General features: G+C 39.4%; 19 protein-coding genes and 3 tRNA genes. 15 read left to right on the top strand and 7 right to left on the bottom strand.

The genetic code is table 11. The features are described from left to right. Nucleotides 1–485: 485 nt before the first annotated feature. From L659_RS0110740 to uvrD, 3 genes are all read right to left on the bottom strand, one after another. Nucleotides 486–1,334 carry a chemotaxis protein gene (locus L659_RS0110740; RefSeq protein WP_024590549.1) on the bottom strand — a complete coding sequence of 283 codons (849 nt, stop codon included), beginning with the start codon at nucleotides 1,332–1,334 and terminating at the stop codon, nucleotides 486–488. 102 nt (nucleotides 1,335–1,436) lie between these two features. Further along, nucleotides 1,437–3,506 (bottom strand): GNAT family N-acetyltransferase, encoded by a 2,070-nt coding sequence (locus L659_RS0110745; protein WP_024590550.1) that lies wholly within the window; start codon nucleotides 3,504–3,506, stop codon nucleotides 1,437–1,439. Beyond that, entirely contained in the window at nucleotides 3,484–5,649 is a 2,166-nt protein-coding gene (gene uvrD, locus L659_RS0110750; RefSeq protein ID WP_007586555.1) for a DNA helicase II, read from the bottom strand. Before uvrD ends, L659_RS0110745 begins: the two co-directional genes overlap by 23 nt. A gap of 302 nt (nucleotides 5,650–5,951) precedes the next feature. On the opposite strand from uvrD, the gene L659_RS0110755 reads away from it, so the two are divergent. The 3 genes from L659_RS0110755 to L659_RS0110765 all read left to right on the top strand — a co-directional run bounded on the left by L659_RS0110755 (nucleotide 5,952) and on the right by L659_RS0110765 (nucleotide 7,389). After that, entirely contained in the window at nucleotides 5,952–6,176 is a 225-nt protein-coding gene (locus L659_RS0110755) for a hypothetical protein (protein WP_002963009.1), read from the top strand. 115 nt (nucleotides 6,177–6,291) lie between these two features. Then, on the top strand, nucleotides 6,292–6,660 hold the full coding sequence (locus L659_RS0110760; protein WP_024590551.1) for a YacL family protein: 369 nt from the start codon (nucleotides 6,292–6,294) through the stop codon (nucleotides 6,658–6,660). 105 nt (nucleotides 6,661–6,765) lie between these two features. Further along, the gene (locus L659_RS0110765) at nucleotides 6,766–7,389 is read left to right on the top strand and encodes a dUTP diphosphatase (RefSeq protein WP_007586550.1); all 624 of its coding nucleotides are present in this window, start codon (nucleotides 6,766–6,768) and stop codon (nucleotides 7,387–7,389) included. A gap of 15 nt (nucleotides 7,390–7,404) precedes the next feature. On the opposite strand, the gene yrfG is transcribed toward L659_RS0110765, so the two are convergent. Continuing rightward, nucleotides 7,405–8,052 (bottom strand): GMP/IMP nucleotidase, encoded by a 648-nt coding sequence (yrfG, locus tag L659_RS0110770; RefSeq protein WP_007378908.1) that lies wholly within the window; start codon nucleotides 8,050–8,052, stop codon nucleotides 7,405–7,407. 61 nt (nucleotides 8,053–8,113) lie between these two features. On the opposite strand from yrfG, the gene nudE reads away from it, so the two are divergent. The 7 genes from nudE (at nucleotide 8,114) to L659_RS0110805 (ending at nucleotide 12,405) form a co-directional block, all read left to right on the top strand. Continuing rightward, nucleotides 8,114–8,686: an ADP compounds hydrolase NudE gene (nudE, locus tag L659_RS0110775; RefSeq protein ID WP_007586548.1), complete on the top strand. Its 573-nt coding sequence runs from the start codon at nucleotides 8,114–8,116 to the stop codon at nucleotides 8,684–8,686. Further along, complete coding sequence (gene cysQ, locus L659_RS0110780) at nucleotides 8,679–9,482, top strand: 3'(2'),5'-bisphosphate nucleotidase CysQ (RefSeq protein ID WP_002963016.1); 804 nt, start codon at nucleotides 8,679–8,681, stop codon at nucleotides 9,480–9,482. Before nudE ends, cysQ begins: the two co-directional genes overlap by 8 nt. Nucleotides 9,483–9,618: 136 nt before the next feature. Beyond that, nucleotides 9,619–9,695, top strand: a tRNA-Met gene (locus L659_RS0110785). 79 nt (nucleotides 9,696–9,774) lie between these two features. Continuing rightward, a tRNA-Met gene (locus tag L659_RS0110790) sits at nucleotides 9,775–9,851 on the top strand. Between the two features lie 61 nt (nucleotides 9,852–9,912). Then, nucleotides 9,913–9,989: transfer RNA gene (locus tag L659_RS0110795), tRNA-Met, on the top strand. 255 nt (nucleotides 9,990–10,244) lie between these two features. After that, nucleotides 10,245–10,859 (top strand): trimeric intracellular cation channel family protein, encoded by a 615-nt coding sequence (locus L659_RS0110800; protein WP_007587018.1) that lies wholly within the window; start codon nucleotides 10,245–10,247, stop codon nucleotides 10,857–10,859. 34 nt (nucleotides 10,860–10,893) lie between these two features. Further along, a complete protein-coding gene (locus L659_RS0110805; RefSeq protein WP_024590552.1) occupies nucleotides 10,894–12,405 on the top strand; it encodes a YifB family Mg chelatase-like AAA ATPase in 1,512 nt (503 codons plus the stop codon). Here the strand turns inward: L659_RS0110805 and L659_RS0110810 are convergent. Then, a complete protein-coding gene (locus L659_RS0110810; protein ID WP_002957913.1) occupies nucleotides 12,402–13,106 on the bottom strand; it encodes a response regulator transcription factor in 705 nt (234 codons plus the stop codon). The two genes, L659_RS0110805 and L659_RS0110810, sit on opposite strands and share 4 nt — an antisense overlap. 216 nt (nucleotides 13,107–13,322) lie before the next feature. Beyond that, on the bottom strand, nucleotides 13,323–15,818 hold the full coding sequence (locus tag L659_RS0110815; protein ID WP_024590553.1) for an alpha/beta hydrolase family protein: 2,496 nt from the start codon (nucleotides 15,816–15,818) through the stop codon (nucleotides 13,323–13,325). 84 nt (nucleotides 15,819–15,902) lie between these two features. Between L659_RS0110815 and L659_RS0110820 the strand changes: the two genes are divergently transcribed. Beyond that, the gene (locus L659_RS0110820) at nucleotides 15,903–16,979 is read left to right on the top strand and encodes a hemolysin family protein (RefSeq protein WP_024590554.1); all 1,077 of its coding nucleotides are present in this window, start codon (nucleotides 15,903–15,905) and stop codon (nucleotides 16,977–16,979) included. Nucleotides 16,980–17,011: 32 nt separating this feature from the next. On the opposite strand, the gene L659_RS0110825 is transcribed toward L659_RS0110820, so the two are convergent. Further along, a complete protein-coding gene (locus L659_RS0110825) occupies nucleotides 17,012–18,223 on the bottom strand; it encodes an EAL domain-containing response regulator (RefSeq protein ID WP_024590555.1) in 1,212 nt (403 codons plus the stop codon). 166 nt (nucleotides 18,224–18,389) lie between these two features. Between L659_RS0110825 and L659_RS0110830 the strand changes: the two genes are divergently transcribed. From L659_RS0110830 to L659_RS1000000123715, 4 genes are all read left to right on the top strand, one after another. Further along, nucleotides 18,390–19,406, top strand: coding sequence for a metalloprotease (locus L659_RS0110830; protein WP_024590556.1), 1,017 nt, complete (start codon nucleotides 18,390–18,392; stop codon nucleotides 19,404–19,406). 131 nt (nucleotides 19,407–19,537) lie between these two features. Continuing rightward, nucleotides 19,538–20,779, top strand: a complete 1,242-nt coding sequence (locus tag L659_RS0110835) for an HlyD family efflux transporter periplasmic adaptor subunit (protein WP_024590557.1) — start codon at nucleotides 19,538–19,540, stop codon at nucleotides 20,777–20,779. Nucleotides 20,780–20,981: 202 nt separating this feature from the next. Next, nucleotides 20,982–21,164, top strand: a complete 183-nt coding sequence (locus L659_RS0110840) for a hypothetical protein (protein WP_133120273.1) — start codon at nucleotides 20,982–20,984, stop codon at nucleotides 21,162–21,164. Nucleotides 21,165–21,177: 13 nt separating this feature from the next. Beyond that, a complete protein-coding gene (locus L659_RS1000000123715) occupies nucleotides 21,178–21,351 on the top strand; it encodes a hypothetical protein (RefSeq protein ID WP_155945840.1) in 174 nt (57 codons plus the stop codon). Nucleotides 21,352–21,480: the final 129 nt, after the last annotated feature.

Raw genomic sequence — 21,480 nt, forward strand, 5'->3', positions numbered from 1 at the left:
CCATGCCGAACTCAGTAGTGAAACGAAACAGCGCCGATGATAGTGTAGCATTTGCTATGTGAAAGTAGGACATTACCAGGCTTCAAATTGTAGAAAGCCCGAATCTAACGATTCGGGCTTTTTTACGTCTGAAGAAAAGTGAAATGCGCGCAATTAATACTCACTGACATCTACACCATCACTTAGGGCGAGCATAGCGACTCCCGACGCTAAAATCACAATAAAATCCCTCAATAACTCAGTCGGCCAATACAGCAGCATTTGCTACGTGACTTTCTACTGCTGTGGGCACTATGACATTACACAAGCTTCACATTGTAGAAAGCCCGGATCTAACGATTCGGTTTTTTTACGTTTGCAGAAAAGTGAAATATGAGTAACTAACATTACGCACTCGATTTCTCTCCAATTTATCTAAATGTACAAGTCGAGTAGAATAGCTCCTTACTTCAGTACTAAAGTTTATAACCAAATCTAAAGACTATTTAAAATAGTCCGTAAGCTTGAGTTTCTTCACTTTCAGATTCTTCTAGTTGTGTTGGTTTAAATATTACGCTTGGATCAATTAATACACTGTGCTTTTGTGAAAGCTTGATTAATCCTCGCATCATATTTTTAGTTTGTGGGTCTAGATCAAAACCAACCTCAGTGAGCTTATCTAGTGGTTTAATGTCTTCTTTTTTATAGTCGATATTATCTTCGACTTTATCTACCAATAACCCTACGTGTGGGTTTAAGCCGTCTTTAGTGGTAAAAACAATAATAGGTTTATAGTCTAAGGTTATTTGCTCTTTAGCTGATTCGAATAAACGCTCTAGCTGAATTAGGTTACTACGCTTAATTTTTTCGAGCAGAGCTGATACTTGTTTATAATCGCTTTGATTGTGAGCTGATATAGCTTCTTTTACCGTTTCTAGCAATGATTGGAAAGGTTCGTTAAGTCGAGACATTGTTAGTTTTAAGTCTTCATTATCGGTGTTGAACTCTTTGTAAAACAGAGCAAAATCTTGTAGTTCTGCATCATTGCTTGAAATAGAAGCCGAGCTATTTAGCAAGTTACTTTGAAGGGTATTGAACCAGTTTAATAGTTTTTCTTGCCATGTTCTTAGTTGTTTTAGTACATGCGCATTACTTTGTTCGGTTGAGATATTATTTAAAATAATACCTAAATCAAACACAGGCGTTGGTATATCCATATAATCTTTAACACCAATAAAGCTTTTATTATTGTTGGGTAAAGTTGTTAGATTATTGTCAAAGCGTTCTGTTAATAAAATATCGAGTATTTTAAGTGAAATTGTTTTGCAGCCCACTTTAAAGTTTATTAATTCCATGCCTTTATCTTAATTTACCTGTTAATGCTTTAAGGATAGAACAAATTAAATAAATAGCTTAAAGATGGATAAGATTTAATAGAGATAGGTAACTAGGAGTTATTAGATGGCACTAGTGAGGTTTTTTATGGCACGTTTAAATTGATTCTCAAGCTGCTTTTTTCCTAATAAACCTAAGTGTTGAATCACTTTTTCATTACATTCATTTTGCAGCACTAACTTTATTAAAAGTTGTTTATCAGACTCTGTTAATTGAGACATACAAGAAGGAGACTGATTCACTACCTGCCAGAGAGTCGCAGAGATATTAAATTGAGTGAAGTTACTGTTTACGAGTAAGGCTAATCGTTCGCGAGTCTCGGGGCTTACTAACTCATCGCTAAATCCTTCAATTAGAATACTTACAAGTTGCCAATCTAGTGTTTTAAAGTGTGTTAAAAGAGCATAAAAAAAATCGTTTTTAAACTGCTTTTTTAGAGGTTGAATAATTGCACTTTTGTTGCTTAAGCATTTAACCACAAGCGCTGAATGTTCAGCTGTGCTTTTATCGCGTTGATAACCTAGCTTTACGGTATCAAACCCTTGGTTTTGCCAAAAATTAAGTAACTGCGCTGTTGCGCCAAAGCTTGCACCAAACCAACTACATTGGCTTTTTACTTGCGACTCGCAATAGCTAAGTAGCTTTTTACCAAAACCCATATTGTGAGAACTCGGATCAATCGCTATTCGTACAACGCGAGCGCTCAACTGTGTTAAGTAGTCATTATTAAAACTAAGTTGTGAGAGGGTTTGAGCCATTAAATGACCCTGTGGGCGGCGCTCTCCGCTTATAACCTGTAGAGCAAGTTCTTCACTTAAACCACCTTCTATTGCGATTAAACATACACCAACTAATTGATTGTTAATTTTGCTGATGAATATTCGTTGCGATGGTGCGTCTAGTAGTTGGCGTAAATCGTTTACACTACTTTGATAGTGAGCCAATGCAAGCAGGGCAATAACTTGTTGCAGTAAAGGCTCATTGTTTACAAGGGATTGCTGAGTTATTTCGCTATGAACTGGCTGCTCTAATTGCTCACTACTTAACTCTTTATATTGTGCATCGAGTGCAAGCAAGGTGCGAATGTGCTTCTCGAGGGGATCGTGTTTAGCAAAACGCAGTGGCTCATCAAGCGTTACAACTTTAGAGGCTTTATAGTGCGCTTTAATATAGTTACTAAAGCGAATGGTATAACCCCTACCATTGCCCTCATACCCAACCAGTGTACTTGCAAATACTATACGAGGGTAATGAGCTAGCATTTTTAGCAATAACGGAACAGGGATTGCTGCAGCTTCATCAATGAGTAATAAATCGCACTCAGGTAGTGTGTTTAATAACGCGTCAGGTGCAACGTAGTGCAAGTTGGCGACCTGTTTATGTTCAGCGTTGTATTGAAGGCTTAACTCTTGGGCTAAATGTTTAAAGCTGCTATGGGTCGCTTTAAACTGAGTGCTGCAAATAATTACTTTTTTATCAGTTAGTTTTGCCGCGGCTAAGCCAAGTGCTGCCGACTTACCTCTACCTCTATCGGCATTAATGAGTAAAGGCCTGTTGGCACGGCCGTTAGCTACTTTTACTATTTGCTCAATACAGTTTTGCTGTGGCTCATAATCAATTTTATTATGCATTACATAGCTAGCGTTATTACTAATACAGCCATTTTTTTCACTAAAGTGAAAAGCGGGCAACGGTTTAATAATAGTCGCGAAACGTTGATTAAATATGCTGTAGTCAATGCTCTGACCGTGTGATTGCACTGTACTTAATGCTGGATCTTGCCAAGAGGCTAAATCATCTAGTTCAGGCAGTAATAAAAACAGTATACCGCCTGCTTTAACGGTGCCGGCAAGTGCTGCAAGTTTATCAGGGTGCAAACCACTAAAACCATCGTAAACAGCATGAGCAAATTCTTGCCCTAAAATTTGGTGTGTGCGAGTAGGCCAGTACGAATTTTTAATCGCGCACTGCTTGGATACAACAAGTGTATTGTTTTCATCTATTAATGAGTTAAGTATTTCATAACACCAAGCTGGGCTGCCCGTGATCAACACTAGCTGACGATGATACGCGCCAGCTAATTGTTGCTCTAACTCATTTAGGTGTGCTTTATACAGCTTGTAATCGTGCATAGGCCGTTACTAACCATTTACTGCCAAGGTCGTCAAAGTTAACTTGTACGCGAGATTGCGCGCCACTGCCTTCGTAATTAAGTACGGTACCAACACCAAACTTAGCATGCAAAACTCGTTGCCCTAAGTTAAAGCCACTGTCTTCAAATGCGGCATGGCTAACTGATGCGCTAAAACGCCCGGCGGCCGGCGGGCGAGAAACCTGTGTTTTAATACGAATTTCTTCTACGCAGTCCTCAGGTATTTCGCGTAAAAAGCGTGATGGGCTATGGTATTTTTCTTGCCCGTATAAGCGGCGACTCTCAGCATGGCTAATGTATAACTTATCCATTGCTCGTGTCATGCCTACATAACAAAGGCGGCGCTCTTCTTCTAAGCGGCCAGACTCTTCGTTACTTTGCTGAGAAGGGAACATGCCTTCTTCTACGCCCACCATAAACACTAACGGAAACTCTAATCCTTTAGCTGAGTGAAGCGTCATCATTTGTACGGCATCTTCGTGCTCTTCTGCTTGTCCTTCACCTGACTCAAGTGATGTATGTGCTAAAAAGCCTTGTAAAGGCGAGCTGTATTCTTCGTCTTCAGGAAGTTCGTACTGGTCACATGCGCTAATTAGTTCTTCTAAGTTTTCTACGCGAGCACGGCCTTTTTCACCTTTTTCAGCTTGGTACATTGCCATCAAGCCTGAGGTTTGAATTGTGTACTTGGCTTGCTCATGCAAAGTTAGATCGCTAATTTTATCTTCTATTTGTTCAACTAGTTCTACAAACTTACTTACTGCACCAGAAGCACGACCAGATAAATGCTGTTGTTCTACAATTGCTTTTGCGGCATACCAAAGCGGTAACGATTCTGCTCGTGCACAGTCGCGTATATGGCTCAATGTTTTGTCGCCAATACCGCGTGCTGGCGTATTAATTACACGCTCAAATGCGGCATCGTCTTGACGATTACCCACTAGGCGTAAGTACGACAACGCATCTTTAATTTCTTGTCGTTCGAAGAATCGCATACCACCATAAATACGGTATTTTAAGCCTTCTTGCAGCATGGCCTCCTCGAGTACACGAGATTGCGCGTTACTACGGTATAAAATTGCGGCATCTTGTAGGGCATTACCTGCATTTAACCAGCTTCGTAGTTTGCTACTTACAAAGCGTGCTTCGTCTAACTCATTAAATGCTGCATAAATAGAGATTGGCTCGCCGTCGTTACCGTCGGTCCACAAGCTTTTACCCATACGTTCTGAGTTATTTTGAATTAATGCGTTAGACGCTTTCAAAATAGTCGCTGTTGAGCGGTAGTTTTGTTCAAGACGAATGGTTTCTGCGCTAAAGTCAGTTAAAAAACGTTTAATGTTTTCGATTTTAGCACCACGCCAACCATAAATGCTTTGGTCATCGTCGCCTACAATCATAATGCTGTTAGTATCGCCAGCAAGTAATTTTAACCAAGCATATTGAATGGTATTTGTATCTTGGAACTCGTCTACGAGCATATGCGCAAAGCGTTGCTGATAATGACGCAGTAACGTAGGGTTATTTTTTAACACTTCGTAGCTGCGTAGTAATATTTCAGCAAAATCAACTAGGCCCGCTCTATCACAGGCCTCTTGATAGGCGGCATAAACACGCAGCATCATTTGCTCATTAATATCGTATGCTTGAATATCTTTAGGGCGAAGTGCTTCATCTTTTTTGGCGCTTATGTACCAGCCAAATTGTTTAGCAGGCCATTTTTTATCATCAATATTCATCGACTTTAATAAGCGCTTGATCATCCGAAGCTGATCGTCAGAGTCTAAAATTTGAAAGGCTTCTGGTAAATTAGCTTCACGGTGATGAGCACGTAAAATACGATGCGATAAACCATGGAAAGTACCAATCCACATGCCACCTACAGGCGCTTTTAGTGTTTCTTCAACGCGGCCACGCATTTCTTTAGCGGCTTTATTAGTAAATGTAACTGCAAAAATACTGTAAGCGGAGGCTTGCTCAACTTGCATAAGCCACGCAATACGATGAACTAACACTCGTGTTTTACCAGACCCAGCACCTGCTAATACCAGCATGTTTTGTAGTGGGGCTGCAACGGCATCGCGTTGTTTGTCATTTAAGCCATCGAGTAATTGTGAAACGTCCATCGTTACGCCTTTTTAATCAATATTGTGGGCAGTATAACAGGTGTTTTTGTTAGGCTAAATAAAATACTGTTTTTATAAACAGCTATTTATAAAATAGTGTTCAAAACGAGTAACTTGCTAATTAACTAAGCGAATAAAAAGCGTAAACGCATAACAAAAATTGCTAATTTGACCTAAAGTTAGCAAAATTTACTAACTCTCTAAATCTAGACTAATTTAACTATTTGATTTGTAAGCTTTAATAAATTGGCATAAAGTGTGTAAGTAAATAATTATAAAATCAAATAAATACAGAGGTTAGTATGGCAGATCAAGGTTCTGGCGGTAACGTAATCGCAGCATTATGTAATATATTTTTTCCTGGTTTAGGGCAGTTAGTGCAAGGGCGTATTTTAGCGGCTATATTTTTTGCACTCGCTATTATAATAAGTTACGCACTAATTTATGTGCTTGTAGGCTTTGTACTTGTGCCTATTATCTACTTATGGTCGATCATTGACGCAGCGCGTTATAGATCGCGAAGTTAACGGTTTTAAAGTTGAGTAAAATAGCGCCATGTGGCGCTATTTTACTTTATATGTCCTGTGGTTTACGGGCGTTTACGTATATAATTACGCAATCAAAGATTTACAGGCAAACCCTATGGAATATCAATTTATTCGCGACCCTATTAGTGGGCTACGTATTAAAATAAGCAGTGAACACGCTATTATTGGTCGCTGGCTAAACGAAGAAATAGGCAAAGACAAAGTAGCCATGGTACTAGCGCTTATTGCATCGGTAAGTTCAAGCTATGAGCCGCTAACACTAAAAGGCCAAGAAATAGATTTAATATTAACGAAAGACGAAGCATTATTTGAAGCCCATGCGCTTCATCAAGACAGCGAAGACCTAATAGCGTATCAGGATGACGATTTAGCGCTTGAAGAAAATGGTTTAAGTAGTGGTTGTGGCTTTGAAGATTTCATTGATTTAATTGATTCATGGCATGAGTTTACGACGTCACGATAAACATAATTAGCACACTAATAAAAATATACAGCAATGCACAATCAGCATTTTATCTGTATTATTACACCAACGAAAATTACGCCAACCAAAACGACAGGAATTGATATGTCTGCCAATTTAAACAAGCTAGTAGTGATGCTAGAAATGCAAAACGCCATGAATACTAAAGTACATGAGCAATGGTTTACTCAAGGGTTTGAATGGTACCGCGCTATTTGGGTTGAGTGTGCTGAAATGCTAGATCATCATGGTTGGAAATGGTGGAAAAAACAAACACCAGATACTGAACAAGTTATTTTAGAGTTGGTTGATATTTTTCATTTTGGTCTATCGCTTAGAATTGACGGTGAAACTAGCTACGAAGACTTAGCAAAGCAACTTGAAACTGAGCTTAGTAATGCTCAACAAGCTGATGACTTTAAACAAACACTAGAGATATTAGCGGCGTCTGCTGTTGCTGATAAAACGTTTAATGCAGGTGCCTTTGCCGGCTGTATGGCGCAAATGGGTATGGATATTGATGATTTATATCGCGGCTACGTAGGTAAAAATACGTTAAACTTTTTCCGCCAAGATCACGGTTACAAAGATGGTAGCTATATTAAAGAATGGAACGGGCAAGAAGATAACGAGCATTTAGTTGAAGTAGTTAAAAGCCTTGATACAGAACATGCAGATTTTGCAAAGTTAGTATATCAAGGGCTAGAAGCGCGTTACCCAAAAATTTAAGTCACGTAAGTTGAGTTAAATAATCTTACGATAGTCGGTAACACTCAGGTAATCGGCTATTTCGTTATGTGGTTGTTGGCTATCAGGGTTAGCAACTGCAAGTAAGTGCTCAATGCCGTATTCTCGTGCAGCATTCAAAACCGGCACACTGTCATCTACAAACAAAGTGCGCTGCTTATTAAACCCTAAGTCTTTTTGTACTTGGTGCCACAAACTTTGTTGCTCTTTACTTACTCCATATTCATGAGTAGACACTACGCCATCTAGGTAGTTATCAATCGCTGTATGCTCAAATTTAAGCATGACACTCTCAGGGTGGGCGTTGGTAAGTAAAATTAACTCTTTGCCTGCTTTTTTAAGCTCAGTTAAAAAATGAGGTACGTCTTCGCGCATTTTAATTAAATGCTGAGACTCTCGTTTAAGCTCCATTATAGGCAAGCTTAATTGCTGCTCCCAATAATCTAAACAATACCACTGTATTTGACCGCTCACAGCTTGATAGCGTTTTAAAATATCTGCTTTAGCTGCATCTAGGCTAATGCCCCTTGCTAATGCGTGTTGCGCAGGAATAACGTTAAGCCAAAAATGACTGTCGTAATGTAAATCGAGTAATGTTCCATCCATGTCGAGCAAAACGGTATCGATTTTTGACCAATTTAACATAGGAATTTCAACTTATAAGGTTTATTATTGAACTAACTGCCATGATAGCAAATTAACGCCAATGACACAGAAAAAGCACCCAACACCACCACAAATCCTCAGTAACAATGTTGTCGCTAAAAGCCGCCTGTTTACTGTGGAGTCTTTAGAGCTAAAGTTTTCTAATAACGAAGAGCGCCAGTATGAGCGAATTCGCGGCGGTGGCCGGGGAGCCGTGATGATTGTTCCGTTAAGTGCAGACAACGAATTACTACTTGTACGTGAATACTGTGCGGGCACAAACGATTACCAGTTAGGTTTTCCTAAAGGCTTAATCGATCCGGGCGAAACGCCAGAGCAAGCTGCTAACAGAGAGCTTAAAGAAGAAATTGGCTTTGGTGCTGAGTATTTTAAACCATTAAGAACAGTAACAATGGCGCCGAGTTACTTTAATGCCACTATGCATATTTTATTTGCTAAGCAATTATACCCACAAACCCTTATTGGCGACGAACCAGAGCCGCTTGTTGTTGTTAAGTGGCCATTAACTCAGTGGCAGTCATTATTAGACCAAGAAGATTTTACCGAAGCACGCAGTGTTGCAGCTTTGCTATTATTAGATAAGTATTTAGCGTCTGGAGCTGCCGATGAATAAATTAATCGAACCGTGTATTGAATTAGCTGAGCGTGCTGGCGATGCAATTATGGCCATTTATAAAAAAGGCGATATTGGCCAACAAGAGAAATCAGATAATACGCCTGTTACCAAAGCTGACTTAGCAGCAAATGACGTACTGGTTGCTGGATTAAAAGCACTTGCGCCCGATATCCCAATTATGTCGGAAGAAACACCTATACCTGCACTCGCCGACAGACAGGACTGGCAGCGTTATTGGTTGCTCGATCCGATGGATGGTACAGGCGAATTTATTTTAGAAAGTGGCGACTTTGCAGTAAACATTGCATTGATTGAAAATAATCATCCTGTGCTTGGCGTTATTCATTGGCCTGCAAAAGGTGTGACTTATTTTGCTACAGCTAAAAATGGTGCCTTTAAACGTGAAAACTCAATTGATAAGCAAATATCTGTAGCGCCGCCAGAGAGCTTGACGCTTGCAGTGAGCCGCCGCCAAAAAATAGAAGCGGTGAGTCAGTATTTAAATAGTCAGTTTACAACTATTGCTATTGGCTCGTGCTCATTAAAAGCTTGTACTGTTGCAGAAGGCAAAGCAGATTGTTTTTTAAGAATTGGTCCAACGGGAGAGTGGGATACAGGTGCTTCACAAGTTATTGTTGAAGAAGCCGGTGGTTGTATTACCGATGCAGAATTTAACCCGCTAACGTACAACCAACGCGAGAGTACTGAGAACCCTGACTTTATAGTGATGGGACATCCAGACTGGGAATGGCAAAAAATGATTAATCCGCATCAAAGGTTGAGCGCAGAATAGCAATTTGATTGCTTTTTGTTCGGTTGAACAACTTTAATTAGTTTAGGCCTTGCATTAAATGTTTATTCCTATATAGTAGCGCTCTCTTCAAGGCAGGCTCGTAAATATTACGAAAATGTTTTAAAGAAATTACAGGCGCGGGATGGAGCAGTCTGGTAGCTCGTCGGGCTCATAACCCGAAGGTCGTCGGTTCAAATCCGGCTCCCGCAACCAATTTTTTATAAGATTTGGTTACTGTAAACTCTAGCTTAAAAGATAAAATAAAGTAGTCGATAGACTTAAAATATACAGGCGCGGGATGGAGCAGTCTGGTAGCTCGTCGGGCTCATAACCCGAAGGTCGTCGGTTCAAATCCGGCTCCCGCAACCAATTTTTAATTGGAAGCCAAGTTGTAATGTAAGCAACTTTAAATAAGTCTACAAATTTCAGGCGCGGGATGGAGCAGTCTGGTAGCTCGTCGGGCTCATAACCCGAAGGTCGTCGGTTCAAATCCGGCTCCCGCAACCACTGAAATAAATAAGAATGAAACGACACGCTTAAAGCGTGTTTTTTTATGCCTGAAATTTGATGAGTGTGGTGATTTAGCTTATAGGTTAAAGATAATCTTCACTGCATGAGGCATTCACTTCTCATAAGCGCAAGCTCCCGCCCCCTGAGATACACTTCAAAAATGTTATAAACTTCTTAAAATAAATCGTTATTACTTAAAACCTTGTTTGGTTTGTGTTAAAACGGCACAAATGTTTTTGGGTTGTTACAAATATGACTGAACTTTACCACTGGTTTGATTTAATAGGCATTGCGGTGTTTGCTGTATCGGGCACTTTGCTAGCGTACGAGAAAAAAATGGATGGCTTTGGGGTCGTAGTTTTAGCGACAGTAACTGCTATTGGTGGTGGTACAGTGCGAGATCTAATTTTAGATGTTCCTGTGTTTTGGTTACACGATCAAAGTTACTTTTTTGCCATACTCGCTTCAGTATTTGTTACAACACGCCTTATAAATAAACAAAAGCCGATACCTCATTATATTTTACAAACAGCGGATGCGTTTGGTTTAGCTTTTTTTGCAGTAATGGGGGCACAAAAAGCGCAGCTTGTTGGTATGCCCGATATGACTGCGGTAATTATGGCTGTAATTACAGGCTGCTTTGGTGGATTAATTCGAGATGTGCTTGCACGCGAGATCCCTATGCTATTAAAAGGTGAGCTTTACGCTATTACCTGTATAGCGGGTGGCACTGTTTATACGCTTGGCATTAGTTTTTCGTTAGTAACCGAAATGGCGATGGTATTAGGTATGTTAATGACCTTATTACTTCGTTTGGCTGCTATAAAATGGCAAATCACATTACACGTTTTTAAATATCCTGACTAAACTGGTGTAATCACACCATTTACTAGGATAAGGAATGTCGTTAGCTCGTATATTTTCTCGTGCTCAAGTGGGTATAAATGCCCCTGAAGTTATTGTAGAAGTTCACCTAGGAAATGGTTTACCTGCTTTTCATATTGTAGGCCTGCCCGAAGCGTCTGTTAAAGAGTCGAAAGACAGGGTACGTAGCGCACTCGAAAACTCACAATTTGGTTTTCCCGATCAACGAATAACTGTAAATTTAGCCCCTGCCGATTTGCCAAAAGATGGTGGACGGTTTGATCTTGCTATTGCGGTGGGTATTTTAGTCGCCTCTGGACAAATAGTGTGTCCTGATATTCATAAGTATGAGTTTTATGGGGAGCTTGCTCTTAATGGTGAGGTGCGTGGTGTAAACGCTATTTTACCTTCGGTACTTGCTGCAAAAGAACAAGATCGTTGCTGCTTTTTACCTCTTGCAAACGACAGCCTAGCAAGCCTAGTTAATGGCGTTAAACGCAAAGCCGTAAGCTCTATTCAAGAAGTGTGGGGGGACTTACTTAATCAACAACCCTTACCATTGAATATAGAGTACCCCGACTGCACACAAGCCCCTGACTTTTTACTCGATTTAAGCGATGTGAAAGGTCAGCCCGGTGCAAAGCGAGTACTCGAAATTGCTGCAGCTGGCGGGCATAATTTACTATTTTTAGGTCCTCCAGGTACTGGTAAATCGATGCTGGCCCAGCGAATGGCAACTATAATGCCTACTATGTCGGACGATGAAGCTATTTCGACAGCTGCGCTTTACTCTATTATTGGACAATCTATAGATTTAACTAATTGGCGACAGCGGCCATTTCGTAATCCACATCATACGTGCTCAGCTGTTGCTTTGGTGGGGGGCTCTTCAAATCCCAAGCCTGGTGAAATTTCTCTGGCACACAATGGCGTACTTTTTTTGGATGAATTGCCTGAGTTCGAACGCAAGGTACTTGATTCACTGCGTGAGCCAATGGAAACCGGTACGGTTACTATTTCACGTGCAGCTAGGCAAATGGAGTTTCCGGCGCAGTTTCAGCTTATTACAGCATTAAATCCAAGCCCAACAGGGAGTCATACAGATAAGCGGGCAACTCCCGATCAAGTTATGCGTTATTTATCGCGCGTGTCGGGGCCTTTTATTGACCGTATTGATTTGCAAATAGAACTACCTCGTTTAACGAGTGTTGAACTACAAAGTACTCAGCCGGAGGAAAGTAGTGCTGAGGTTAGAGCAAGAGTTGAAGCGGCTTATTACCTACAACTAAAACGCCAAGGTAAGGTTAATGCGAGGCTTAATAATAAAGAAATGAGTGTGCACTGTGTACTGGCGCCAGCAGAGTTGCAGTTTTTAGCCAGAGCAAGCGAGAAGTTGTCTTTATCGCCACGCTCTTATCATAGAGTAATTAAGGTGGCGCGGACTATTAGTGATTTAAAAGGGGCTGAAAATATTAGTTTAAATGAGCTTAAGGAAGCACTTAATTACCGTGCATTTGAGCGCCTTATTGCGCAATTAACTAAATATTAAATAGAGAGCATATAGCCTTTACCGCGAACGGTAACAATACGTTTTTGATCTTTTTCGTCATTTAATTTTTTACGTAAACGACCGATCAGCACATCAACAGTACGATCGTTTGGACTCCAATCGGGCTGGCCTATTTCTTCTGATATTTTTTCACGGGATGTGGCTTTACCTGCATTACTAATTAAGCAAATAAGCACTTTATGTTCGGCTTCAGTTAAGCGTGATTCAACGCCTGCAGCAGTAATTAGTGTGCGGTTATCGGGGTGAAGCTTAAAGTCAGCATATTCTATAAACTCTTCGCTTTCGTCGTCTTCTAGGTTAACTGCAACACGCTTATAGAGCGCGCGCATGCGAAGTTCTAACTCAAGTAAATCGACAGGCTTACAAATATAGTCATCAGCACCTTGTGCAAGGCCTGCAATACGATCGGCTTGGGAGTCACGACTCGATAATACAATAACGCCAATATCGGTAAGTGTGTTTAATTCTTTTGCCAGCTGAAGCCCATCACGCTTTGGCAAAACAATGTCAATTATGGCTAATGATATAGCACCGCGCAGGTTTACCCGCTGCCTTACAATGTTAAGTGCATCAGCGCCAGTTGGGTCTACCTCTATTGTAAATTCGGTATCTGCAAAGTGATTTTGGATGCGTTTAACGAGTAGTTCATCGTCTTCAACCAATAAAACATTAATAGCCATAGTACTTTATTTTGAATGCTTATAGCTCTGTATGGTAGCACCATTAGGTAAATGCTGAGAAGGGGGTTTATTAGTTTTAAGTAACTTAATATTTCAAAGGTGTATAAGACGTTATTAGAGGATGAGGTTAGCACCTTTAAACTAATTAAAAGGTGCTAAATAATTAATACTACTATTAATAAATCTGTATTAAGTCGTTATTTTAAAGGTTCAGGCTCAGTCATTTTTATACATTGAGTCCCACCATTGAGGTTCATCTTTTAGCTTTTTATCAAAGTATGCAAGCATGGTGTTCCACCAATCAAATCGTTTATCGCGTGCAAAAATTTGGTGGTCGGCGCCTTTGTATTCGATTAACTCTACGTCCTTATTAAGCAGTTTAAGCGCAGTGTACATGGTTAAACTTTCGCCTACAGGTACATTGGTATCGCTATCACCATGAAGAAGTAACATAGGAGTTGTTACTTTGTCGGCATGAAATACAGGGCTGTGCTGGCTGTAAAGCTCAGGGTTATTCCACGGAAAGCTATTTTTTGATGCTTCGCCTGAATATAAATAGCCCCACCAACCTTCACCCCAATATGAGGTAATGTTAGAAATACCCGCATGAGCTATTGAAGCACTAAATATATCGGTTTTAGTTGCTAGTAGCATGGTCATGAAGCCACCGTATGATGCCCCTAAATTTCCTACCTTTTCACTATCAACATAGTTGTATTTCTTTAAAAAGGCTTGCGTGCCTTTGATAATATCGTCTGCGGTGTAGTCGCCCCAGGCATTAACATGTTGCGCTGAAAACTTTTGTCCAAACCCTGTTGCGCCAGTAGGTTGTACTACATAAACAACGTAGCCATTTTCTGCCCAGAAGTTAAACGGGTAACGACCTGTAAAACCACGCGTAACTGGTGAAGTACCGCCGTAGTAATACACGAGCGCAGGGTGCTTTTTAGTTTTATCTAAGTTGCTAGGAATGTACACACGACCAGTTATTTCGACACCATGTTTATTTTTAAAATTAAACTCTTCTAATGTAGGGAGTCGTGTATTTGCATAGCTACTTGGTTTTGAATCCCATATTAAATCTGTTTTATTTTTACTTACGTTAAGGCGCTTTAGTTGTTGTGGAGCTAAAGCGTTGGTACCACTTAGTAAAATTTCGGTATTACGGTCGTATGAGTAACTAAATTGTTCAACAATATCCAATCCCGTACTTAACTTTTTAAAGCGCTGTTTACTTAAATCAAATAGGTAAAGTGGTTGAGTGTCTTGCTCTGTTACTTTAATGAGCGCATCGCCGTTTTCTAAAACTTGCAGTTGGCCAATAGCGGGGTCGAACTGTTTACTAAGTGCTTTTACGTTTTTACCGCCTTCAGTAAGTAGATAAAGTTGCCCGTCGTAGTTATTGGCAAGCATTGCTTTTGGTAGAGCTCTGCCTGCGCCATTTTTAAAATCGGGGCCTGCAACTACATAAATGTCTTTATTTGCATATTTAGCTAAATTACACGTTTTAAATTTACCAAGCGATGAAAGCTTATTTGATTTTAAATCGAGTTCGACTAACTCTGTTTCAGGGTGGGTTGATGCTTGCATTGCCATTACTGGGCGGCTCATTAATATTTTGCCACGGTTACTATTTGAATCTTCAAGGCTGTAAGAAAGAGGACCTTGGCTAAGTGCTTTTGTTAAACCACTTTTAGTATCAAACATATAAATTTGGCTGGTGGTACGTGCATACGACCAGCGATCTTGTAGACCTTTATAGTGCTTAGTTAAGCTGTTAGTGCTCTCAGGTGATTTAGACCAGCTAAACAAAAGGCTGGTGTCGTTATAAAAGGTAAAGCTATTGGCTCCTTCTAAATCGTTTGCTAATGTTTTTATTGAGAAGTTTTTACGGCTAAGTTGTTTAAGCTCACCATTTAACAAATACACTAAATATTGGTTATCTGGACTCCAAATAATGTTACTTGGTTGGCCTGCTTCGAAGCGATAAAGCATTTGATTATCTGAATCTTTAAGTACTGTAACTGTATTTGCTTGGTTTTGTGTTTTATCGCTATAAGTGCGAGTAGTAGTAACGTACTGCTTAGCATTAGGTGCGAGTGATAATTGGCTGATTATAGGGGCATCAAACAATTGTTTTGCAGATAAGCGTTTTGTTTTTGAGGCGCTAAGCGTAATTTTATCAACGTCGCTTTTAGGTGCAAAATCAAGCATTACGTCGTGCCAATTAGCTACTTGTTGGGCTACTATTAAAATAGAGTGAGTACTGTTATTTAAAGCTAACTTATAGCTATTTTTATCGCCTGTTTGTAGTTCGCCATTAATAAATAACTGACCTTGCTCAATCCCTTTTAAGGTAAGCGTACCTTGTGTAAAGCGGGTTGTTTCAATATTAAATTTTAGTGCCTGTAACCCACCTAAAGTGAGCGCATTGATTTTATTAAACGGCTGCCAGTTTTGTTTTTTCCCAAATACAGAAAAACTATCTGAGTCTGCTTGTAGTTGCGGCAATAGGTTATTAATAATGGCATTGCCATGAGGTGTTTGAAAAGGCTTTAACTGCATGTCTTCGGCAAGTGGGCCGATAAACTGAATTTTTGATTTATCCAATGGTGCAGCTATTGCAGCAAAGCTTAAGCTGCTAAGCGTTAAAAGAGTCGCTGCATGCTTAAATAGCTTATTTTGATGACACCATGGTGCGCTAAATTTCATTATTATGCCTATTATTATTGGAAGTTTGGCCAAATATAGCATGTATTGATACCATGCTCACATATCCAATATAGAGGAGAGAAAGTGACTTTACTGATAGTTTATATGGTAGTGGCGATTGTTATTTCGTTTTTATGTTCTGTGATGGAGGCTGTGTTATTAAGTATTTCGCCCAGCTATGTTGCATCACTTAGGAAAGATCACCCTGAGCTTGCTAAACAGCTCGAAAAACTTAAAAACAATATAGATCAGCCTTTAGCTGCTATTTTAACTTTAAATACGGTTGCCCATACTGCGGGTGCTGCTGGGGTTGGCGCGCAGGCGGCTGTGGTGTTTTCCGATGCGGCTGTAGGTATTGCATCAGCCATTATGACATTCCTCGTATTAATCCTTTCTGAAATTATTCCTAAAACATTGGGGGCTAATTACTGGCGAGCTTTAACCCCAAGTGTTACCTACGCTTTGCGGTTTTTAGTTATATCGCTAAAGCCTTTTGTATGGTTTGCACAAAAGCTAACAAATTTAATGGGTCCAAAGCACGATGAGGCTTACTATATTCGTCAAGAGATAGAGGCAATGGCTGATATAGGTACGGAGTCGGGTGCATTACATCAGGATGAGTCCGAAATAATTCGTAATCTATTGCATTTTAGACATGCAAAATTATGCGACTTAATGACGCCTCGAACTGTTATTTTTAAAATCCACAAAGACTTAACCGTGAATCAGTATTTAAACGATCACGGCTCGTCGTCATTTTCTCGTATATTGGTATTTGATAAAGACAGCGACGATATTGTTGGGTTTGTGCATAAAAACGATATTATGCTGGCATTTCACCGTTTAGGTACCGATTACAAAATTAGCAAATTGATTAAGCCTATTTATACGGTGCCGAGTTCTCAAAATGTATCGTCGTTACTGCAAACTCTTTTAACAAAGCGCACGCATATATGCCTAGTTGTAGATGAGTACGGTGACGTGCAAGGTATTGTAACGCTAGAGGACATGATTGAAGCTTTAATGGGGCTAGAGATTGTAGATGAGCGTGACCAATCTACTAATATGCGCGCAGTAGCAAGGCAGCGTTGGCACAAACGTTTAGCAAGTAGTGCGCATATAGTCAGTGAAGAAGATAAACACACTCGGGGTGATAATTAGTTAACCAGCCCCGATTAAATATTAATACCTCTTTAAGCGGGACTGCCATCAGTTTTCAGCCAATCTTTAGCCCAAGATATAAATTCGTCTTGTGGTTTAGGGCGGCTAAATAAAAAACCTTGTATGGCTAGTTTTCTTTTATAATGCCTTAAATAAACGAGCTCTTCTGGTCGTTCAACACCTTCTGCCACTAAATCTAAATTATCTTTACTCGTAATGTTAAATAACGAACTTACAACCACTTGAGAAAATAAATCTGTTTCTATATGGCTAATGAGTGAGCGGTCTATCTTAATTTCAGTAAAAGGAAGGTTCCGAAGTTGATTCATATTAGTAAAACCAACACCAAAGTCATCTAGCGATATACCAAAGCCATGCATTCTTAATCTGTTTAGTGTTTCTAATTGCATGAGGCTTGAGAGTGCATGTTGTTCTGTTATTTCTATAATTATATTACTAGGCGTGAGTTGATTTAGTTCTAAAATGAGCAGTAATTTATTAGGGCAGTTTAGGTCGTCGAGCTGAGTTGGCGATAAGTTAAATGCCATCTTAAAATCATGACCTAGTTGCGCTTTCATATTTTTGAATTCGCTGGTGGCCTTTTCAAAAAGAGAAAATGTAATTTGATTAATTAAGTTATGTTGTTCGGCAATACCTATAAAACGGTTAGGTAAAATAATATTGCCGTCTTTACTTGATAGAATACGCGCCAATACTTCAACGCTCTCAATTCTATTGTTATCAGCGTTTATTTTTGGTTGATAAAAAGGCGTTATTTCATCGTTTTTCAATGCATTAATAAGCTCATCTTTTGAAATGGCTGACTCTTTTAATAAAGTGTGACTGTTTAATTGCGCCACTTTAATAAGTAACCTACTAACCTGAGATAGCTGCACTGGTTTTGTAATATTACCAATGAGGTGAGCGTTATGTTGCTTGGCAAGGCTGGCAGCTAAACTAATAACTTTATGATCCATTTCAGAAACAATAATAATACCGCCTTGATAATGTAGCCCTCCTAAGTGGCGGATTAATTCCATACCATCCATTTCGGGCATATTAAGATCAGTAAAAATAGCATCAAAGTAGTTTATATCAGAAGCAACTTTTTCGAGGGCTTCAGCAGCACTCAAGCAGGTGACTACATTATCAGACATATTTAATTCATTTAATATGGCTTCCATAACAATCAAAATCGCTTTTGAGTCGTCAACAACTAAAATGTTAGGCACTATTTTGTTCACTGTTATCCCTTTCAATGTATAGCTTATGGTTACTATAAAAGTAGTAGTGTTTTTTTATTTTGTCAGTATCAAATGCTTTTATTTTGAAAATAGTTATAGAACACCTTTACTCGTGTTTTTAAGTTGATTAGGTATACTAGCGCCATTATTTTAAATGGTCTTAATTATGATAAGAATAGATCTTACTTTAGCCGAGCAGCCATTTTCGCTTATGGTGTCTGGACAAAAAATTGTGCAGGTGTTTCATGCTCAACAAGCTATTACCTTTGATAATCCTCGTGAAAACTATTATCAGTTTACTTACGACAACAAAGTAATAGGTATTGATACAGAGACAGTCGAAGAGCAAAGTATTTCGCTCTTTGTTGATGAGCAATTTGTAACACAACTTGCGTTACCAGCGCCTACAAATGGATCACCTAAAAAAGGCTTTTTAGGGCTGGCTGCATTAGGTTTTAAGCTTTTTAAAAGTGCTAAGGTAATTAAAGTAGTGCTTGCAGGTGCCTCTGTGGCAGGCTATGCGTGGTTATTCAGTATTGAATTTGCACTAATGCTAATTGGTTGCTTAGTTGTACACGAATACGGCCATGTGCGAGCAATGAAATACTTTGGCATAAAAACCAAAGGTATTTATTTAATCCCCTTTGTTGGTGGGCTTGCTGTAAGTGACGATAAAATAACAACCCGTTGGCAAGATGTAGTTATATCATTAATGGGGCCTGCATTTGGTTTAATTACCTCGGTGTTGGGTGTCGTTTTATATTACGCCGCAGAAATGGAGATATTTGCAGGTGTGGCAGTTCTTAGTGCGTTATTAAATTTATTTAACTTATTACCTATTTTACCGCTTGATGGTGGGCATGTATTAAAAAGTATCAGTTTTTCAATGCGTTCATGGATTGGTTTAAGCGTATGCTTATTAGGCGTACTATTTGGCTTATGGCTGAGCTACACCTTTGGCTTAATGTTACTGGTATTCTTTTTGTTTGTAGGTGCGCTGGAAATTGTATTTGAATGGCGAGGTCGCCACTACTCGCATTTAATGCCACTAGATAAATATGGCCAAGGCTTTTCAGCGGTTATGTATGCAGTTGTAGTCGCTGGGCATGTAGCTGTAATGATGCACTTTGCCGATTCGGAAAATCCAATATTGAGTCTGCCGATGACTATTTTATCGAGCTAGTATTTTTATTTTTTCTAACTAAATAAGTTCATTTTTTGCATTAATATTTTATTTTTTGACTTTTATGTTGATTTATTGTTAATTGAATTCTAGTGTAATATAAATTAGAACAATCTTAGCGGATCAACTGGATGTTATTTAGAAAGGAAGCTGTCGCTCAGCAAAGAGAGCGTTTAACAGGAGTGATTACGCTCGCACAACCACTATCAATAAAACTTACCGTATTTATTTTGGTATGTATTTCGATTGTAGTGATAGCCTTTTTATTTACAGCAGAATATTCACGCAAGGAAACAGTTCGGGGGTTTTTAATACCCAATAAAGGGATAATCCAAAGCTTTGCTAATCAAGGTGGTATGATTGAGCAGCTATTTGTACAAGAGGGTGATGCCGTTACTAAAGGTCAGCCGCTGGCGACCATTATTGTGCAGCAAAATAACAGCCAAGGCATAGCTTTGAGTACCCAGCTTGTTGAGCAGCTAAGTATGCAAATACAGTTGCTCAATGATGAGATAACACAAAACCATACCCTACAAAAGCAAGAGTCACTTAACTTGCAAGCGCAAAAACGTGCACTTACTAATGAGCAAGCTGCATTACAAAGTCAACTTACTCTGGCTGATGAAAAATTAGGGCTACTTAACCGCCAACAAAGCAACCTTAATCAACTTAATAAAAATGGCTTTTTATCAAACACCGAGCGAGAGCAACAACAGCAAGCTTTGTTAGATGTTAAGCAAGAAAAACAAAACCTAGCGCGCTTGCTTATGCAGCAAGAAAATCAATTAAGTCAACTTAGTTTTAATATTGCTAACGTGCCCCAGCAGTATACTTTGCGTATAAATAGCCTTAAACGCCAACAAGCGGATATTCAAAACCAGCTCACACAAATTAAAAGTAACTATCAATATACCATAACAGCCAGTAACAGCGGTGTTGTTACTGGCATTCAAGTGGTTGAAGGCGAAACACTTACCCAAGCCAAACCACTGTTGCATATTATTCCCGAAGGATCAGAGCTAGTAGCAGAGTTGCTGCTACCAACACGTTCAGCAGGCTTTATACAGCTAGGTAACGATACGCGCCTGCGTTTTGATGCTTTCCCTTACCAACGCTTTGGTTTTATTAACAGTAAAATTAGCCGTATCGACAAGGCGCTCATTACTCCAAATGAAATACGCCTGCCTATTACCCTGCAAGAGCCAGTGTACCGTTTGCGAGCGACACTCAGCCAACAACAAATGCAGGCCTATGGTAAGGCGTTTGAGCTGAAAAGTGGCATGTTGTTTGAGGCAGATATTATGTTGGAGCAGCGCACATTAATCGAGTGGTTACTCGAGCCACTGTACAGCCTAAAAGGGCGCGTAAGTTAAGTGTAGCGTTTTATAAAATAAAGAAAAATTTGAAAGTTTTGGTGGTTTGCTAAATGCAAACAACCGAAAAAGACGGCCAGCTTTAGTTAACTTTAGCGAGCAGCTAAAGCTAGCCTATTAACCGCTCACCTTTATTGAAGGGGAGCATATTAACAACCCGATGACTTAATTAAAAAGCATCGGATTTATGGAGTATAACATTATGCGTGAATTAAACGTAAATGAAATTAAAGACGTAAATGGTGGTAATCCTATAGTTGTAGCACTTATTGCTTATAGAATTTATAAAATAGTTAAAGCAGGAACGAAAGCTACGGCTGCTGCTACAGCTTTAGGCGGTGCTGGTGTTGTAGGTAACGAAGTTGGAAAAGCTTTAGCTAATTAATAAGGGACTAATTATGAGAGAGTTAACCAAGAAAGAGCAAAGTAATGTTAGTGGTGGTTTTCCTATATTAGGAGCTATAGCTGCTACTTTTATTGCAGGGGTTATTGTTGGCTATGCACATGAAAAGTACAAACAATACCAAAGTTCTAAAGAAACAAAACAAGCAGGGTGTGAACCGACCTGTTAACTAGCATATTTAGCTGAAAGAGGTAATAGAGTAGCTTTTTAAAGCTGCTCTAAAAAGCCGCAGGAAAATGTATGAATAATATTCAAAAAATTATCTTATCTTTACTTTATATTTTATTAATTCATTTGA

The organism is Pseudoalteromonas sp. S8-8, from assembly GCF_000497875.1.
GTDB lineage: Bacteria > Pseudomonadota > Gammaproteobacteria > Enterobacterales > Alteromonadaceae > Pseudoalteromonas > Pseudoalteromonas arctica.

Coding starts and splice junctions, on each gene's coding strand:
- L659_RS0110765 (WP_007586550.1), top strand. CDS start 6,766: ATGTCTGCCAATTTAAACAAGCTAGTAGTGATGCTAGAAATGCAAAAC.
- L659_RS0110810 (WP_002957913.1), bottom strand. CDS start 13,106: ATGGCTATTAATGTTTTATTGGTTGAAGACGATGAACTACTCGTTAAA.
- L659_RS0110745 (WP_024590550.1), bottom strand. CDS start 3,506: ATGCACGATTACAAGCTGTATAAAGCACACCTAAATGAGTTAGAGCAA.
- L659_RS0110815 (WP_024590553.1), bottom strand. CDS start 15,818: ATGAAATTTAGCGCACCATGGTGTCATCAAAATAAGCTATTTAAGCAT.
- L659_RS0110830 (WP_024590556.1), top strand. CDS start 18,390: ATGATAAGAATAGATCTTACTTTAGCCGAGCAGCCATTTTCGCTTATG.
- L659_RS0110800 (WP_007587018.1), top strand. CDS start 10,245: ATGACTGAACTTTACCACTGGTTTGATTTAATAGGCATTGCGGTGTTT.
- yrfG (WP_007378908.1), bottom strand. CDS start 8,052: ATGTTAAATTGGTCAAAAATCGATACCGTTTTGCTCGACATGGATGGA.
- nudE (WP_007586548.1), top strand. CDS start 8,114: ATGACACAGAAAAAGCACCCAACACCACCACAAATCCTCAGTAACAAT.
- L659_RS0110805 (WP_024590552.1), top strand. CDS start 10,894: ATGTCGTTAGCTCGTATATTTTCTCGTGCTCAAGTGGGTATAAATGCC.
- L659_RS0110755 (WP_002963009.1), top strand. CDS start 5,952: ATGGCAGATCAAGGTTCTGGCGGTAACGTAATCGCAGCATTATGTAAT.
- L659_RS0110760 (WP_024590551.1), top strand. CDS start 6,292: ATGGAATATCAATTTATTCGCGACCCTATTAGTGGGCTACGTATTAAA.
- L659_RS0110840 (WP_133120273.1), top strand. CDS start 20,982: ATGCGTGAATTAAACGTAAATGAAATTAAAGACGTAAATGGTGGTAAT.
- L659_RS0110835 (WP_024590557.1), top strand. CDS start 19,538: ATGTTATTTAGAAAGGAAGCTGTCGCTCAGCAAAGAGAGCGTTTAACA.
- L659_RS0110740 (WP_024590549.1), bottom strand. CDS start 1,334: ATGGAATTAATAAACTTTAAAGTGGGCTGCAAAACAATTTCACTTAAA.
- L659_RS1000000123715 (WP_155945840.1), top strand. CDS start 21,178: ATGAGAGAGTTAACCAAGAAAGAGCAAAGTAATGTTAGTGGTGGTTTT.
- uvrD (WP_007586555.1), bottom strand. CDS start 5,649: ATGGACGTTTCACAATTACTCGATGGCTTAAATGACAAACAACGCGAT.
- cysQ (WP_002963016.1), top strand. CDS start 8,679: ATGAATAAATTAATCGAACCGTGTATTGAATTAGCTGAGCGTGCTGGC.